This is a genomic window from Lysinibacillus sp. G4S2 (genome assembly GCF_030348505.1).
GTDB lineage: Bacteria > Bacillota > Bacilli > Bacillales_A > Planococcaceae > Lysinibacillus.
Window position 1 is genome coordinate 3847980 of sequence record NZ_JAUCFJ010000002.1, and the last position, 16998, is coordinate 3864977.

Below are 16998 nucleotides of genomic sequence, written 5' to 3' on the forward strand. Positions count from 1 at the left end.
CTCACAATTAAGCGTTGATAGCTTCAACAACTAATTTTGTGTAAGGTTGACGGTGACCTTGTTTACGACGGTAGTTCTTTTTAGCTTTCAATTTGAAAACAACGATTTTTTTCGCACGGCCTTCTTTCACAACTTTAGCTGTTACAGTAGCGCCTTCTACGAATGGAGCTCCAACTTTAACGTTTTCGCCACCTACGAATAAAACTTTATCGAAAGTTACAACCTCGTCAGCTTCTACACCTAATTTTTCAACATAGATTTCTTGACCAGCTTCTACTTTGATTTGTTTACCACCAGTTTCAATAATTGCGTACATTTTACTGCACCTCCTCATAGACTCAGACTCGCCTGTTTATAAAGGTGATCATATGATACTTAAACCTTTCCAGTGCGGTTGTAGTAGCACAGGTGCTACAAACAATAACATTAAGATATTACCACACGATTTATTTTAAGTCAATCTATTCATTACATATTTCTCAAATGCTAAACGATATTTTCGATAATTCCATTCTTTCAACGCTTGAAGCCAAATAAATAAACATAAAATTGCTAAAAAAATAGCTTGTGGGAGGTAATTTAAAGTTATCATGAGTAGTATAGACGCAATTAAAAATGAAATCCAGTAGTAATATTCAAATATACGAACCCTTGGATAGAATAAATATAAAGACGCTAAAAATATTCTGCCACCATCTAACGGAATAATTGGTAATACATTGATGGCTAATAGCACAAGTTGTACATGGATGAGCTTAGAAGCAAGTAGTTCTGGCATAAAAAAAGCGAGGCCAATCCCTAATATTGTAGCGATTGGTCCTCCAAGGGCAATCCATAGGAGTGACGTTGCTGACACAACCGTTGGATTTTCAAACTCTATTTCCCCTCCGTAAGGTGTAATAACGCATGATTTTACCTTAACACCACAAAGCATTGCAGCTAATAGATGACCTGCTTCATGCCATAATAACGAAAATAAAATAATGGAGTAATAAGCAATTTGGCCACTAAAAATCATTAAAAATACGAAAGGGATACATAGAAGATGCAGTTTAATTTTCATTGGACGCCGCTGCTTCAAGCCACTGTACAATTTGTTCTAAACTATAATATGACTTATCTTTTTCAATCGAGATATAGAGTTGTCCCGTCTCTTTCATGCCGATTAAATCATTTGCCTGCACCGTTGTATATGGCAGTTGTGCTAAACTATCCAACATACCATAAGAAACTGTTGTGCCATCATCATAGCTAATCGTCATTGTTTTACCAGTATATTTTGTATGACCAGTGAAAACGACAAGACCATTTTGTCCAGCATACACTGGAAGACCCGCATCATACTGCAATAAAAAGCCTTCCTGAAAAACTTGCGCATTAGCAAATGTTAATAGTTCAGTTTGCCCAACATCACTCGATACCACTATTGTTGCATCGTCTTTATTTAGCCAACTTTGTCCGAGCTCGCTTAAATAAGTTAAATCTGCTGATGTTGTAACAAGTTTTCGCACAGGTGTTTCCAATACACCTTGATCCTCTAAACGAATTACGAGCATAATTGCAGCCACAAGTAATATTGTGACCAACCATTTCCATTTCTTAAACAAGCCCTCATCCTTTTTTCACACTATATGAGGCTGCATGTCCATTCATGCACAAGAAAAAAACCTTCTCGTACAAATGCACGAAAAGGCTGGCTTATAATCATCTTGAAAATAACGCTTTAAGTTTTGAAAATACACCTCTATGTTCATCTTCAATTGCCATAAGTGGCACAGATTCCCCAAGTATTCGACGGGCAATATTACGATAGCCTAGAGATGCTTTGTTAGTTGGATCCATTACTACTGGTTCACCTTTATTGGAAGATGAAATAACTCCTTCACTATCTACGATTATCCCTAATAGATCGATAGACAAATGTGTTGTAATTTCATTCACATCTAAAGTATCGCCGCTCTTCATCATATGTTGACGAATGCGGTTAATAATTAGCTTAGGTGCAGTAATTTCTTCCTGTTCGAGCAAGCCAATAATTCGATCTGCATCACGCACAGCAGAGATTTCTGGCGTTGTTACTACAATTGCATGATCTGCTCCAGCAACAGCATTTCGATAGCCTTGTTCAATGCCCGCTGGACAGTCTATTAAAACATAATCATAGTCTCTTTTCAGTTCCTCTACTAGGCTCTTCATCTGCTCAGGATTTACAGCATTTTTATCTGTCGTTTGAGCGGCAGGTAATAAAAATAGTTTCTCATCTACACGTTTATCTTTTATTAACGCTTGATGAATCTTACAGCGCCCTTCAACAACATCTACTAAATCGTAAATAATGCGATTCTCAAGGCCTAAAATTACGTCTAAATTACGTAGACCAATATCTGTATCTACTAAACATATTTTTTTACCTTGTAGAGCCAATGCAGTCCCAAGGTTAGCCGCTGTCGTTGTTTTTCCGACACCGCCTTTACCTGAAGTTATGACGATCGCTTCTCCCACACTAGCTTCCTCCCTTAGACACATTTAACAATGGTCGAATATTTTTTAACGCGTGAATTTGATCGTACGTAATGCGTCCATCATAGCCAATAAATGCACAAGTCATCTCTTCCTGATTCATTGCTTTTACATGTTCGTCTGACATAGCCTGAACCTGGTCAGCAATCATGATATGCGTGGCTTCAAGGCGAGATGCTGCAATAATTGCATCTTTATTACCATGAACACCAGCATGTGCAATTCCTTTGAGTTTACCTAGGACATACACATTGCCACCGGCTTCTACACGTCCATTCGGATTGACATTCCCGACGATAATAATATCTCCTGGCGAACGCAGAATTTGACCTGATCTGACCACCCCTAAATATGTATCTTGTTGACTTTCAATCCTTTTCTGGTCGCTTTCATGGACAGTCAGTACTTCACTTTGCACTTTCGAGACGATTAATTGCTCTGTTTCTTGAACAATCTTAATAAGCTCTTTAATTTGTTTATCAGAACAGTATCGATAGCCTAAATATAATTGTACATCTACTTTGCTATCGATACCGCTTTCTGAAACTTTCTTTTTAAGTTCTTCTACTAAATCGACATACGCACATTGATCGTCTAAATGAAGAACAAATCCATCCTTTGTTCCCTTCATATTAACTAACTGTTTTTTCATGAATGCCTCACCCCACGTTGTTCTTTGTTAAGAAACTTCACGTGCTCTCTGTAAGACACGCGCATTAATTAGATATTTGAAGGCCCAACCAAGAATCACTAAAAACAATGCATTAGCAATGATCGTTGGCAGCAGTCGTGAACGTAAGAATTCCGATAATGGAATCGTTGTAAAGTCGATAAGATAGAAGAATTGATAGAGTATAAATTCTAAAATTGCTACTAAAACAACTGAAATTGTTGTTGTCACAACTAAGTGCTGATGAATAATTTTCACGATAGACCCTGCTATAAAACAAATAAGCGGAAACAGTACTGAATATAATCCAATAATATCAATGTAAAACACATCATACAAGACACCAAAAAAAAGTCCATACATTACCGCTCGCTGACGGCTGTAATAGATGGAAATAAATATTAAATATAAGATTAAAAATCTTGGTACTAAATAATAGATATGCCCTTTCACTTCAATGGGTGAAAGCATAGCAAACTGCGGTTCTAGTAAAAATAGTAAAACCGCTACAGAGGGAATGAGAAATCGAACCATTATTTTTCCTCCTCTTCACTCGCCCCTTGCGGATTCGTTAAATCTTTGTTCGTTGCATTACCATCAGATCCATCTATTACTGTAGATGTTCGTTTAGCAATAATAACATGATCTAATATTGAAAAATCAGCAGATGGTTTTACATAAGCCATCTTTGTTAAACCATAATCATCTGTACTTACTTCTGTAATTTCTCCGATTGGCACATTTTTTGGGAAAATACCGCCAAGTCCTGATGAAACTACTTGCTGGCCCTTTTTAACTGTTAAACTTGAATCGATTCGCTTCATAATAAGTTCATTACGATCTTTATCATAGCCCTCGATTAAACCGTATGCTTCTTTATCTCCTAACACCATCGCAGAAACACGATAGTTTGGATTACTTGTATTTAAAAGCTCTACCTCAGAGGTGAAAGGTGTCACTACTGTAATTTTACCGACTAACCCTTTCGCTGTCATAACTGCCATATTTTTTTCTACACCGTGTGAAGATCCTTTATCTAAAATAATTTTTTCTTCCCACTGGTCAGGATTTCTAGCAATAACTGTGGCATTAATTGGATTAAATTCTTTTAAGCTCTCCGATTTGTCGAGAAGCTCACGAAGCTTATTATTATCTGATTTCAATTCCGTTGCCTCAGCTTGTACAGCTGCAAATTCTTCCAAGCGTGCTTTTAAACGTTTATTTTCTTCGTACGTGTTTAAGAGGGAATCAATATTATTAAAAACACCCGCAATATAATTCGCCGGCTTCGCAACAATAGATTGTGCGACGCCGACAGTATCTTTAATAATTTGCTCTGGTAAAGTTGCATTCGTCCGATCACGTAATGAGAAGCTAATCAATGCCACAAGAAAAACCATGCCCACAAGCAGCAAAATTAATTTCTTATTGAAAAAAAAGTGTGGCATTGCCTAAACCTCCTACCCTTTTACTTGTTGTGCACGAATTAAATCAATATGTTCTAGAGCCTTACCTGTACCAATAGCAACACAGTCCAGTGGATCTTCTGCGATAAATACTGGCATATTTGTTTCTTGGCTAATAACTTTGTCTAGATTTGTTAATAGCGCACCACCACCTGTTAAAACAATTCCGCGTTCCATTACGTCTGCAGATAATTCAGGAGGTGTTTGTTCAAGCGTTTTACGAACACCATCAATAATAGATGCTACCGCTTCACGTAAAGATTCAGAGATTTCTTGTGAAGAAATTTCGATCGTTTTAGGTAAACCTGTTAAAAGATCGCGTCCTCTAATTTCCATTCTATTTTCTGGACCCTCAGCCAATGCTGTACCAATTTCCATTTTAACTGCTTCTGCAGTACGTTCACCTATTGTTAAGTTATACGTTTTACGAATATACGAAATGATGGATTGGTCCATTGCATCCCCGCCAACACGCACGGATTCACTTGTTACAATACCACCTAATGAAATAACAGCTACCTCTGTTGTACCACCACCGATATCAACGACCATTGACCCTGTTGGATCCCATACTGGTAAGTTTGAACCGATTGCTGCTGCAAATGGCTCTTCAATTGTAAATGCTTCTTTAGCACCTGCTTGACGAGCAGCATCAATAACCGCACGTTGTTCAACTGATGTAATACCGTAAGGCACACAAATCATAACATTTGGTTTTTTCCAATTTCCACCAGAATTTTTACAAGCTTCTTTTAAATAATAACCTATCATTGCTGTAGTAATATCAAAGTCAGCAATAACGCCATCTTTCATAGGACGGATTGCTACGATTGAACCAGGTGTACGACCAATCATATTTTTTGCATCATTACCAACTGCAACTATATCTCCAGTTTTTGTATTTTTTGCTACGACTGAAGGTTCGCGTAAAACGATTCCCTTCCCTTTAATAAACACTAATGTATTCGCTGTGCCGAGGTCAATCCCGACATCTTTACTTCCTAATCCAAACAATTTGTGTACTCCCTTTCTATTTAAGCCATACTTTCGTTGACATCAACTACACTCCGGTGTGTAATTACACCCAGAAGCTTTATCTTCATTCAATCGATGTTAAACACCCACTGAAAAAACTACACACTCATTCATCTCACACCTGTTGAAGTGAGAGGCTTCTTCTGAATAAAGATAAAATCATACCGTTCATTATAACGGATAAACGCAAGAATTTATAGTGCCACATGCCTCTTCTCGCAGAAAAGATACTATTTTAATTCCCTCCTAAACTAAAAATAGTACGTATAGATTAGCATATAATTTTTATTCTTGTAAGACAACGTGTAATAGGCTACCAATTTTTGTGAATATAATAGACATTTCTACGAGTACAATAACGTTTTATTAAAAAAAAGGTTCGCTTTCATTTTAGTTTTTCGCAAAAAAATACAAAAATATTTATTTTTAAATAGCGAAGAGATTTGAAGCAACACCAAATGTAAGATGAGAACAACGCGAATAGTTTCCAAAACATTCCACACCTTCTCTTTTTGATGTTCTATCCGTGCTTTTGAAAATTCCTGCGACTGCCCCTACCTTTCGTAGACCTAGCTATTTTTATTGATAGATTGACTAGGACCTAAAAAAACTCTGCAAAAAGCCTGCAGAGTTAGAAATAACCTTTTTCTTTCAAACTAATAAATTGATGATCGCCGATGATAAGATGATCGATCAAATCAATGCCAATAATATATCCAGCCTCTAAAATTCTTTTCGTCACTTCAATATCTTCATCACTGGGTGTCGGCACGCCGCTAGATAGCAATAGGTAAGGCTTTGAAATCATCTTCACCTTTTCCCCTGCTCCACACCGTGCATGCAACTTTCATCGCACACGGCGTTCCATCGACCGTTCATTTATTTCATTTTCCTCAATTGAGTCAAACAATCCCTTGTGAACTACTCACCACTTAGCTTGAAGTGGGAGCTTCTCAGTTCCACGACGAAAGCAACCTCTCGTCTCCCTGAGCGTTACTTCGGGGTGTTCTAACCTTAGATGTCCAACGCTTGGACGCTCTTTTGGTACGGTGGATATTTTACGCAGGAACCGAATGACTTGGTTTTCGCACTCTATTTTCTTCCTGCAATCTCATATATCAAGTTATCAAAGACAATTCGTTAAAATTTTGGTTCAAGGTCTATCACGCTCTATTCACGGCTCATGACCTTTTTCGTCATACGAGAATCCTTGAATTTTTGAGTTGAAATAATATGAACAATCGACTTGAGGCTATTGCTCCATCTCCGTTACAGAAACTTCAACGCTCCTGCCTCTACTCTCACTACCATAAAGAAAAGTTATAGACGAATCCTTTCCTCCCCACCACGTCATCAGGTGTGTCCCTTCTTGTGTCAGTAGCTTTCCACGTTCCCTTCACTCTATCAATACTTAACGTAGGTGCTAGCTCTTGCCTGACGTCCTCTCCACCGCCTGTAACGATGCATGAAGCTTTCAAAACCATCATAAGTACTCGCCCACGGAACGCGCTTGACTCTTTTATCAAGCCCACTCATTTCTAAGTGTTCGCCACTCACAGACATTTCCTTCGCTAGTTCGTCAGTGTTTTACCACATTCTCACCATATTAAGCTTTTTACGACTCCCGGCCTATCAGTTGCACCAACTACCTCTAGTTAGCTTTCGGTTACTCATATAAGCACTACGGCAACATTCAGCCGACTTCACCGAGCTTCACACGGCATTCTTCTACACACTCAAATACCGCATGTCGGAGTATTAGAGTAGGCGTTTCAAGGCGTTACCCTCTCATTCCACCTATCAAGTGAAGAGTTCACGACTCTCTTCTAGCCATTTGACTATAAGACAGCGTGCGCAACCTTTTTAGTTACGAACGTGTCGCACGATGATTATGCGCACAAATTATAGAAGCCGCAGACCTCTTTACAGCCTCGCGATAAATCTCCCTAGGATGGACTATTGAAGCATTTAGACTGCCTATAAAAATCGTCTTTCTATGAATAATTTGATTCTTTATATTTAAAAAAAGAACTACAAAATGTTCCTGACTCAGTGAGGTCATATCAGGCATTAAATAGGCAGCGGCATCTTGCGGTGAACGTATCGTATATTTTTCATCGCTTTGTTTCTGAGCAAGGCGTCTACCGAGTTCAATTGCAGCTAATATTTGAATGGCTTTAACCTCACCAATCCCTTTAATAGCAACCATTTCTTCAATAGTTGCATGTTTCAAATGATGTAAACGCTCAAAAACACTTAGTATGCGATTTGCAAGTACAAGAACAGACTCTTCCTTAGTGCCTGTCCTTAGTAAAATGGCCAGCAGCTCCTGATTCGATAAACTCATAGCTCCTTGGCGCAGTAGTCTTTCACGAGGTCGATCCTGTATATTAACGTCTCGTATCATCATTCTTGGTAAAACATCATTTGTCAAAAAAGCCTCACTCCTTCGCAAATTGGATAATATTGAGTGCTACCAATTGCGTAAACAACGCTGCAAGTGGTAAGCCGACAACATTGTTATAATCTCCTTCAATTCGCTTCACTAAAAGGGTTCCAGCAGTTTGAATGCCATAACCACCTGCTTTATCAAATGGGTCTCCCGAATCTACATATGCTTCGATAAGATCCTGCGATAAATGATGAAAGACAACATTTGTCTCTTCGACAAATGTCGTTTCATTACCGTCAGGTTCAATAATGGCAACAGCTGTCATGACCGCATGATGCTTGCCTGATAAACGTATTAAGTGAGAAATTGCCTCCTCACGATTTTTGGGTTTATGGAGTAGCTTATCATCATAAACAACAATAGTATCGGCTCCAATAATCGTCGCATTTAGAGCTTTTTTTGCCACATCACGTGTTTTTAATAGTGCTACACCTTTAACATAATCTTGCATTGTAGTTGCCTGGACACTTGTCTCTTCTACTTCACTAGATATTATGTCAAATGGAAGTGATAGCATAGCAAGCAATTCCTTTCGTCGTGGTGACGCAGAAGCAAGCACTAGCTTTTGATTTGTCTTAAACATTGTCTGACCAATCCTCCTTATTAGCTATCATAACGGAGAATTTGGGATTTGAAAATTTTCAAAAAATCAAGATAATGCATATTTCACTATCTTTGATGTTTAAAATTTCACTTGAAGACAAGCATTTTTTGATTTGTAATGAGCAAAAACATGTAAGCGAATAACGTTGATATCGTTTGAAATTGAAGAGGCTGCCGTACCAATAGCTTGCCAATCAGCAGGTAGCGTAGAATCCTTCAAATTATCCTTAAAATTTAATTTTGTTGCTTTTTTGTCAGCGAGCACAGATGGAAGCTCTGCAATCGTCGCCTCCTTACAGCTGTCACTGCTTACACTAAATGCTTTTTTAAATGTTGCAGGATCTTTTAAAAAAACAAGTTGACTTTCATCTGTCACCATACTTGTCCAAACATAAAATTTTCCATCTATCTCAACAATGGCACTTTCTTTTAATGAAGGGTGTTCAGATACAAACGAGCTTGCACTTTCATAATTTGAATAAACCCCTGCTTGACTTGCAAAAAACATGGATCCGTTCGTTGCTCCCCCTGCTGTTGGAATTGTTTCTGCGTCTTTATTATTACTATTACTATTACTATTACTATTACTAGCTACTTCGTTACTATCATTTTTTAAAGAAAATTGAGTGCTCGCTTGAAGAACACCTAAAAAAATGGCTACACCAAAAAGTCCGACTACTCCTCCAATAAACATCGCACGAAATATTTGTTTTTTCATTACCTGACTGACAATTTTCATTCGTCCATCACCTCTTTCTTCAACGTTCAAAGTAAATATCAATTATGCCTCGGTATCCCTCGGTATAATTGCGTCCGGAATCTGCTTTGTGCTTAGGCCTGCAGATGTTTATTTGTGCGAAAGCGAAGCGTCAGCAACAACAAGATGTTGGTCACTCAGTCGTTGCCACAGGACGTTGCGTTCTTAGACAGAATTCCTCTATTTCAGCAGATGTTTGGACACCCCGCTGAAAGATGTAAAAAGTTGAGATTGCTACATTTTCATATAAGTATATGTATAAAAGTATGTGTAAATGCTAATTTACTATATTTTGATTTAATAGTTTTTTCGAGGTTTAATTGTATCGAAAGGTTTACCATAAACTATAAAAATAAAAGGTGGACTCTTAAATGTATTCTTTCGCTCTCTATCAAAGAACAAAATTATTGAATAAGAAAAGGAGTTAATAGAGAGGAAATAGAAATAATATTTACCGACAAATAATCTTGAAATATCGAGGTGAAAAGATGGATAATCAAAAAATTATTGGTCAAACAAAGACAGCTGGATTTCAAGTAGGTGTTAGAAGGACATTCCCTATTTCCCAAGAAAAAGCCTGGAATCTTATTACTTCACAAGATGGGTTAAACTTATGGTTAGGAGAAAGTACGGGTATTATCCTTGAACAGGGGCAGATTTATATTACGAAATCAGGGTCCGGAGAAATCCGCGTTGTTAAGCCTTTACAGCAACTTCGCTTAACTTGGCAAAAAGTGGGGTGGGAAATGGCATCAACAGTTCAAGTTCGTATTATATCGAGTGCAAATAATAAAACAACTATTAGTTTTCATCAAGAAAAACTTTCTGATCAGAATGTAAGGGAGGAAATGAAAATATATTGGGAAAAAGTGCTCGAGGAAATCAAAGAGAGAATAGCGCAAATTTATTTTATATAGATGTAAACCCAAGAGTAACCAATTGGAAAAAATCTCATAAAAAAATAACCTCTAATTAAAGAGTTTTTGCTTGGGAAGGGAATCTTCTAAACAGGCTTATCGTGCAAATACTAAGGATACAGCACATAATAGAAATGTTTTGGCTCATCACCATAACGTGTGGTTGATTTCCGTTCCGACTGGGGGCGTCCGATGAGCCGCTTGGGCCAAAAGGATGTTGGTCACGAAGGCGTTATCACAGGACGTAATGCTTTTAGCCTTCGTTCCCCTAGTTGCTCGCTCCAGGGTCTCATCTGTGATCCCCAAGGAGTCGCCCAGCCGGAACGAAGGTCAACAATATATAGGGCATATATTTTTAAAAATGTCATCCACAACTTTTGATGATGATCCAATGTTTTGGAATTTTCACACTAAATATAAAAAAATCAGGTACTCATTTTTATGATGAGTACCTGATCTTTACTGTAAATATATCGTGACTATATGTTAAATATTTTTCAATCTACTACGTACTTCCGTTAATAAATACAGCGAACCCGATACAATAGTTCTCGACTTACTTTCTGACTGTCGTTTTAAAAATTGCACATAATCTTCTAAAACTGCTTTATGAGAGGCGTTGGACAGCTCAAACATTTTTTGAGCAGCCATCGCACGAGGATTATTGAAATCAACAAAGTAAAAATAATCACTTACTTGCTCAAATTGATGCAAAATCTCTTTTACAGCCTTATCAGCAAGAATGCCGATGACAAAAGTAATCTGCTCTTCCGGGAACTCATGCTTTATCGTTTCTATTAATTTCTCAGCACTCGCTGGATTATGCGCACCGTCTAAAAAAATATAAGGCAAAATTTCTTCAAAGCGTCCTAAGATAGTTGCGTTTTTTACAGCTTTTTGAATAGCTTCTTTACTTACTTGTAACTCTAATGTGGTCGCTACTTCCAAAAAGGCTGTTATAGCAAGTGCCATATTATTCGCCTGATGCGCTCCCTTCATTGTGCGTGTAAGCTTTGTAATACAGAGCCTCTTGTCTTTATGCTCATAGCTCTCTCCCTCATTCTCTTGCTTCACATAAAATTGGTGATTTAGCTCAAGAACGGATGCATGTTTTTTTGAGGCTTCCTGATAGACTATATTCTTTGCTTCTAAAGGTAGCTCGCCGATAATAACTGATCGATCCTGCTTAATAATTCCTGCTTTATGGTGGGCAATACTTTCAATCGTATCTCCTAAAAAATTCGTATGCTCTAATGCGATACTTGGTATGATTGATACAATTGGTGTAACCACATTCGTACTATCCAGTAAGCCCCCCATACCTGCTTCAATAAGGGCAATATCTACATTACTCGCAACAAAATGTAAAAAAGCTGCAACCGTTAAAAGTTCAAAATCTGTTAGTTTTCCACTAAGTTCGGCAGCATGCATTTGTTGGAATACTTGATTCATTTCCGCTTCTGTCATTGCTTGGCCTTCTACTTGAATTTGGTCATGTACATCTAAAATACAAGGAGACATAAATTTACCAACACGTAAGCCATGTCCTTTGGCAATTGATTCTAGAAATGTAAGAGTTGAGCCTTTACCATTAGTCCCTGCTAAATGCACAACTTGCAATTTATTCTCTGGATTACCTACTCGTGTCAATGCCTCTTCAATCGCAATTAGGCCAGGTTTAATAACATCATCGCTCTGAACATTCCATTTTTCCTTATAGCTATTCAATTTTGGAATCATCGTTGTTCCCCCTGTAGCCATTGTCGTATTTCAGCTATAAAATACAACGAACCTGTAATAACTATAATATCCTCATCATTTCTTTGATGTAGCATTGCTTGAAGCATTTCACGCCAATCCGTACTATACGTTTTGTTCGTATTTGTAGATAATGCAGCTAATTTTTCAGCAGGCATAGCATTCGGCAGTTCAATTTGTGTAAATGTTATTGCTGTTGCAATACTATCCATTAAAGCAATACTTTTCGCATGATCTTTATCTGATAATGCCGCATATATAATTCGATAGTTTTGGTGTGGATATACCGTTTTAAGTGTTTGAATGAGTGCAGCTGTTCCTTCAGAATTATGTGCTCCGTCTAATACTATATTGCGAGGTAATTGCTCAAAACGGCCTGCCCACTGAGCATTCGCCAACGCTTGACGGATTGACTCATCTGGAATGTCAATTGCTCCATTTTCTCTTAACGTTAGAACAGCCGTAATCGCTAGACTTGCATTATTTATCTGATGTGGCCCAGCCATTTTTAATGGGACATCAACCATTTCCACATTTGATTTTTGGTAATTAAAGTGCTGTATATTAGCACCTTGCACTATATTTCCAACCGTAAAATCCTGTCCTAAAACAAAGCATGGCGCATGACGTTCATTCGCTACCTTCTGAATAACAGTAAGTGCCTCTTCACTTTTAACACCCACTACAACCGGTACACCTTCTTTAATAATTCCTGCCTTTTCAAGCGCTACCTTTGCAAATGTATTTCCTAAAAATGCAGTATGCTCTAGTGAAATCGTTGTAATAATTGAAATAAGTGGCGTAATGACATTCGTAGCGTCTAAACGTCCACCTAGTCCGGTTTCAATCAGTGCAATATCCACTTCCTCATCCGACAAGTATTGGAACATAATAAGTGTTACGACTTCAAAAAAGCTTGGAAATTCACCTTCATAATGTGTCTCAATAATATTAACAACTTTGTTCATATAATATAAAAATTGCGCATCAGAAATTTGAGTTCCATTAATAGTCATTCGTTCATTGACACGCTCTAAATGAGGTGAAGTAAAGGCACCTACTTTGTAGCCACCATGTTGTAGCATCTCCCTTAGCGCATTCACTGTTGAACCCTTTCCATTTGAGCCTGCTAAATGAATAGCGCGTAGCTTGTCCTGTGGGTTATCTAGAAGTGCTAGTACCTCTCGCATCAATACAAGTGGTGCGCGTTTATGATCAACTGCCTTTAACGTAAAAATAAAATCTGTACATTCTTTCATCGATTTAAACAAAAGAAACACTCCCTCTTACTACAATATCTCTATTTTAGTACAAGTAGCGCCCAATACACATATATTTCTAAAAAAACTCATGTTTAAATACACTTGGAATGAAAGCTAAAAAAACACACAGAAAAGCACTTTATTAAGTGAGAAACCGCGTGTTTTAAATTCATACTATTGGAGTTGTTGTGCACCTGATAGTGCTCCCATATTATCTAGAATAATTTTTGCATCATTATTTAAAAGCAGAAGAACGTCGGATCTTTGCATTAATTCGAAGGAGTTTTTTAAAGTTCTTTTTAGCATGGCAATATCAAAATTCGAGGAATATTCATTAATTTTATTAATCGTTAATAAATCTGTCCGTGTTAATTTATTTTTAGATTCTACAGGATCCTTTCTATCTACTAATACATGCTTTATGAGTACCCGACCATTTGCATTTAATAAACGATAATGTTTTGCTTCTGATAATTTCATTAGATTGGTTTCAATTAATACTCTTGCGCTAACAAAATCTATATCATCACAGGCTTTGTTTATTTTCATAATAATTGTTGTGATATTCCCTATCATTTCAAACCCCCATTTAACACATTATATCTACTTAAAACATCCAAATAACCCAAATATATAGCTCATCATCAAAACGTGTGATTGATTTCCGTTCCGACTGGGCGCATTGTTGCTGACGCTTCGCTTTCGCACAGATAAAACAATTGTAGCTGCCGCTTTGCTTTCGCTACAGAAAACAATTGTTGATGACGCTTCGCTTTCGCACAGAGCAAAGCTTTCTGGGGCGTCCAGCCGGAACGAAGATCAACTTATATAAATGGATACGTTTTAACAAATGTCATCCACAACTTTTGGTGGTGAGCCAATTTTATGTATATTGCGATTCAATCCCCTATTTCTTCTATTTTCATATCCTCTACATTTTTAAATCCTGGTATATACATGTAAAAATTCATGTGTACAGTTCACCTTTCTATTACTTGTTTCTCGACAATATTTATTAAACGGTGATACTGTGCTTTTTTATGCATGAAATTGTGTGAATACCCCAACAAATAAAATAAAACCTCTCTAAAAATGTCACAAATGATGTGGCTATTTCGTTTTAATGTAAAGGAGGAATAAAAGATGAAACATATTGTCGTATTGGGTGGAGGATTCGCAGGAATCAATTTGGTAAATGGATTAATAAAAGAGTTTGGTCATTCAATTGGAAAAGATGTAAAAATAACGTTAGTAGATAAAAACTCGTTTCATTTTCGAAAAGTGTTATTGTTTAAAATGATTATTGAGGACGCCAATTTAAAAGTTCCTTTAACAAGGTATTGTACAAATGGTGTGGAATATTTAAAGGGTGAAGTTACTTCATTTCATCACTCCAAGAAAACAATTATGCTTAAAATGGAGAATGAACAAAACAACACCCTACAATATGACTATCTTGTGGTAGCACTTGGTAGTGTTGTTCAGGAGGTCTCTAGTAAACTAGGCGGGATCACATTAAGCAGTATAAAGGCTGCTCTAGATATCAGACAAAAATTACAATCACTCATTCTACAAGCTAAAGCTGAAGAAAATAAAGAAGTGAGAAAAGGTTTATTGTGCGTTGCTATTGTCGGTGGAGGCATTACGGGTATTGAAACAGCTGCAGAACTAACTGCTTGGTTTAAAAAAGAAGTGCAAGAATCAGGGCTCCATTCTAATGAGGTAGAGGTCATCTTGTTTGATTCAAAGGAGCATTTATTGCGAGGGGTTCCAGTAAAGGTAAGTGAAAAACTAGTAAAAGAATTGAATAGACTAGGGATTACTATTCGTGCTAAAATGAAAGTGAAGCAGTTTGAAGATGGCCAAATCCTGTGCGCTGATGGCACTACTTATAAAGCAGGAGAGTGTATTTGGACGCCAGGTGTTAAAGTAAATCCATTCATTCAAACACTCCAATTTCCTTTGACTAAAGAGCATCAAATACTAGTGACCGATACTTATAGTATACAAGGCTATCCCGATATATTTGCAATCGGGGATTGTGCAAGAATTATAGATAGAAAGACAAATCAAGTGGACGGCATGACTTGTAAGGAAGCGATTCCTCAGGCAGCAAGGTTAAGCAAAATATTAAAAAATGAGGTCTATGGCAATTCCCATACTATAACGCACAAAGCATTTCCGATAAAATTGTATTGTATTAGTCTCGGTCCTGATAATGGCTTTGTTTGGGCTCAGAAGTGGGGATTAGATTTTACCATATCAGGGAAGATGGGCGCACGTATTCGAGAAAAAACATGGGATCAAGCGAGTTTACTTGTGTAAATATGTAGTGTGCAAAGGAAAGTGAGGGTCTTAACTGTGGAACAAATTGAACTAAGCCGGCTTTACGCCGAATACAAGTCACTTTTATTTTCGCTTGCTTATAAAATGACAGGCAGTGTTGCTGATGCAGAAGATGTGATTCAAGATGTGTTTATCAAACTAAATGGATATGAGGTAAAGCACAATCGAAATATCAAAGCGTTTCTATGTAAAATGGTGACTAACCGATGTTTAGATTTGTTGAAATCATCTAGAAATAAAAGAGAACTCTATGTTGGAACGTGGCTTCCAGAGCCGATAGCTTTTATAGAAAAGGACCCATTACAGGAAATGATGGTAAAAAGTGATGTTTCTTATGCTTTGCTCGTATTATTTGAACAGCTAAATCCAATTGAAAGAGCGATCTTTATCCTTCGTGAAGTCTTGGAATATGATTATGAAACAATTGCTGAAATTGTACAAAAGAAGGAAGACAATTGTCGAAAAATTCTAAGTAGGCTAAAAAAGATGCTTCCTGAGCTCGAGAAACAAATGGCAGTTGAACCAGTGAAAACAGATCGTGAACATGTGATTACTAGTTTTATTCGTGCTATTCAGCAAGGAAACATAACGCAGATGATGGAAGTTCTTCAGGGAGACGTAGTTTATTATGCAGATGGAGGCGGTAAAGTAACTGCTGCAGTAAGACCTATTTACGGTGCTACACGAGTAAAACAACTTCTTATTGCTTTAGCAACTAAATTTCTTACGATTCGAGAAGAGTACTCCATTATGCAGGTAGAGGTCAATGGCAGTACTGGTATTGTAATCATGAATGAGGAAAAAGTTATTGCTGTCATGAGTTTTGAATTTGAAGGAAATAAAATAAAATCCATATTTTCTATTCTAAATCCTGATAAATTGAGTTTTATTCATACACAAACTAGAAAAGGATTGTAAAGAACATGGTACTCAAATCGTTCTTTTGTCATACTTATTGGACTCTAAAATGAAACGAGTGGTATACATGAGAATCTTCATTATACAAGAAAATATTACCATACCCCTTTGGATGGATCAGTCAAAGGGGGTATGTACGTTTAACGATGTCATTACATAGCACATATTTCCAGCACCTTGTTTCTTCAAGGTCTGAATTCGGTTTAGGTATCTCAAACATTAATTCTGTACGAATGAAATTATTTCTTCTTCCAAAGACATCATTGCGTTTTTGTGGTGAAGAAGGTTCTAATA

17 protein-coding genes, 2 pseudogenes and 1 other annotated feature are annotated in these 16998 nt (G+C 37.2%); of the genes and pseudogenes, 3 read left to right on the forward strand and 16 right to left on the reverse strand.

What is annotated here, in order from left to right; translation table 11 throughout:
- Positions 1-7: 7 nt before the first annotated feature.
- From rplU to QUF91_RS19690, 12 genes and pseudogenes are all read right to left on the reverse strand, one after another.
- Positions 8-316 (reverse strand): 50S ribosomal protein L21, encoded by a 309-nt coding sequence (gene rplU / locus QUF91_RS19635; RefSeq protein WP_036124117.1) that lies wholly within the window; start codon positions 314-316, stop codon positions 8-10.
- A 14-nt stretch (positions 317-330) separates the two neighbouring features.
- Positions 331-406 (reverse strand) — a sequence feature (ribosomal protein L21 leader region).
- Between the two features lie 45 nt (positions 407-451).
- Complete coding sequence (locus QUF91_RS19640) at positions 452-1063, reverse strand: site-2 protease family protein (RefSeq protein ID WP_285398188.1); 612 nt, start codon at positions 1061-1063, stop codon at positions 452-454.
- A complete protein-coding gene (locus QUF91_RS19645; RefSeq protein WP_285398189.1) occupies positions 1053-1607 on the reverse strand; it encodes a M23 family metallopeptidase in 555 nt (184 codons plus the stop codon). The genes QUF91_RS19640 and QUF91_RS19645 overlap by 11 nt, the downstream gene beginning before the upstream one ends.
- A gap of 97 nt (positions 1608-1704) precedes the next feature.
- On the reverse strand, positions 1705-2502 hold the full coding sequence (gene minD / locus QUF91_RS19650; RefSeq protein ID WP_285398190.1) for a septum site-determining protein MinD: 798 nt from the start codon (positions 2500-2502) through the stop codon (positions 1705-1707).
- Position 2503: 1 nt separating this feature from the next.
- Positions 2504-3172, reverse strand: a complete 669-nt coding sequence (gene minC, locus QUF91_RS19655) for a septum site-determining protein MinC (RefSeq protein ID WP_285398191.1) — start codon at positions 3170-3172, stop codon at positions 2504-2506.
- Positions 3173-3199: 27 nt separating this feature from the next.
- Positions 3200-3724 carry a rod shape-determining protein MreD gene (mreD, locus tag QUF91_RS19660; RefSeq protein ID WP_285398192.1) on the reverse strand — a complete coding sequence of 175 codons (525 nt, stop codon included), beginning with the start codon at positions 3722-3724 and terminating at the stop codon, positions 3200-3202.
- Positions 3724-4638: a rod shape-determining protein MreC gene (gene mreC / locus QUF91_RS19665; RefSeq protein WP_285398193.1), complete on the reverse strand. Its 915-nt coding sequence runs from the start codon at positions 4636-4638 to the stop codon at positions 3724-3726. The genes mreD and mreC overlap by 1 nt, the downstream gene beginning before the upstream one ends.
- 12 nt (positions 4639-4650) lie before the next feature.
- Positions 4651-5670 (reverse strand): rod shape-determining protein, encoded by a 1020-nt coding sequence (locus QUF91_RS19670; protein WP_285398194.1) that lies wholly within the window; start codon positions 5668-5670, stop codon positions 4651-4653.
- Between the two features lie 652 nt (positions 5671-6322).
- Positions 6323-6469, reverse strand: a pseudogene (locus tag QUF91_RS19675) (JAB domain-containing protein); the annotation flags it as partial.
- Between the two features lie 1107 nt (positions 6470-7576).
- A pseudogene (radC, locus tag QUF91_RS19680) lies at positions 7577-8098 on the reverse strand (RadC family protein); the annotation flags it as partial.
- Between the two features lie 34 nt (positions 8099-8132).
- Positions 8133-8726, reverse strand: coding sequence for a Maf family protein (locus tag QUF91_RS19685; RefSeq protein WP_289419107.1), 594 nt, complete (start codon positions 8724-8726; stop codon positions 8133-8135).
- A 99-nt stretch (positions 8727-8825) separates the two neighbouring features.
- Positions 8826-9485 (reverse strand): hypothetical protein, encoded by a 660-nt coding sequence (locus QUF91_RS19690; RefSeq protein WP_289419108.1) that lies wholly within the window; start codon positions 9483-9485, stop codon positions 8826-8828.
- Between the two features lie 506 nt (positions 9486-9991).
- Between QUF91_RS19690 and QUF91_RS19695 the strand changes: the two genes are divergently transcribed.
- Positions 9992-10420 carry an SRPBCC family protein gene (locus QUF91_RS19695; protein ID WP_285398198.1) on the forward strand — a complete coding sequence of 143 codons (429 nt, stop codon included), beginning with the start codon at positions 9992-9994 and terminating at the stop codon, positions 10418-10420.
- A 486-nt stretch (positions 10421-10906) separates the two neighbouring features.
- On the opposite strand, the gene QUF91_RS19700 is transcribed toward QUF91_RS19695, so the two are convergent.
- From QUF91_RS19700 to QUF91_RS19715, 4 genes are all read right to left on the reverse strand, one after another.
- The gene (locus tag QUF91_RS19700; RefSeq protein ID WP_289419109.1) at positions 10907-12160 is read right to left on the reverse strand and encodes a bifunctional folylpolyglutamate synthase/dihydrofolate synthase; all 1254 of its coding nucleotides are present in this window, start codon (positions 12158-12160) and stop codon (positions 10907-10909) included.
- Positions 12157-13449, reverse strand: coding sequence for a bifunctional folylpolyglutamate synthase/dihydrofolate synthase (locus tag QUF91_RS19705; RefSeq protein WP_289419110.1), 1293 nt, complete (start codon positions 13447-13449; stop codon positions 12157-12159). The genes QUF91_RS19700 and QUF91_RS19705 overlap by 4 nt, the downstream gene beginning before the upstream one ends.
- Positions 13450-13614: 165 nt before the next feature.
- Complete coding sequence (locus tag QUF91_RS19710) at positions 13615-14016, reverse strand: hypothetical protein (RefSeq protein WP_289419111.1); 402 nt, start codon at positions 14014-14016, stop codon at positions 13615-13617.
- A gap of 68 nt (positions 14017-14084) precedes the next feature.
- Positions 14085-14228: a hypothetical protein gene (locus QUF91_RS19715; protein WP_289419112.1), complete on the reverse strand. Its 144-nt coding sequence runs from the start codon at positions 14226-14228 to the stop codon at positions 14085-14087.
- A gap of 355 nt (positions 14229-14583) precedes the next feature.
- On the opposite strand from QUF91_RS19715, the gene QUF91_RS19720 reads away from it, so the two are divergent.
- Positions 14584-15765: an NAD(P)/FAD-dependent oxidoreductase gene (locus QUF91_RS19720; protein WP_289419113.1), complete on the forward strand. Its 1182-nt coding sequence runs from the start codon at positions 14584-14586 to the stop codon at positions 15763-15765.
- Between the two features lie 36 nt (positions 15766-15801).
- Positions 15802-16704, forward strand: coding sequence for an RNA polymerase sigma-70 factor (locus tag QUF91_RS19725; RefSeq protein ID WP_289419114.1), 903 nt, complete (start codon positions 15802-15804; stop codon positions 16702-16704).
- Positions 16705-16998 lie beyond the last annotated feature (294 nt).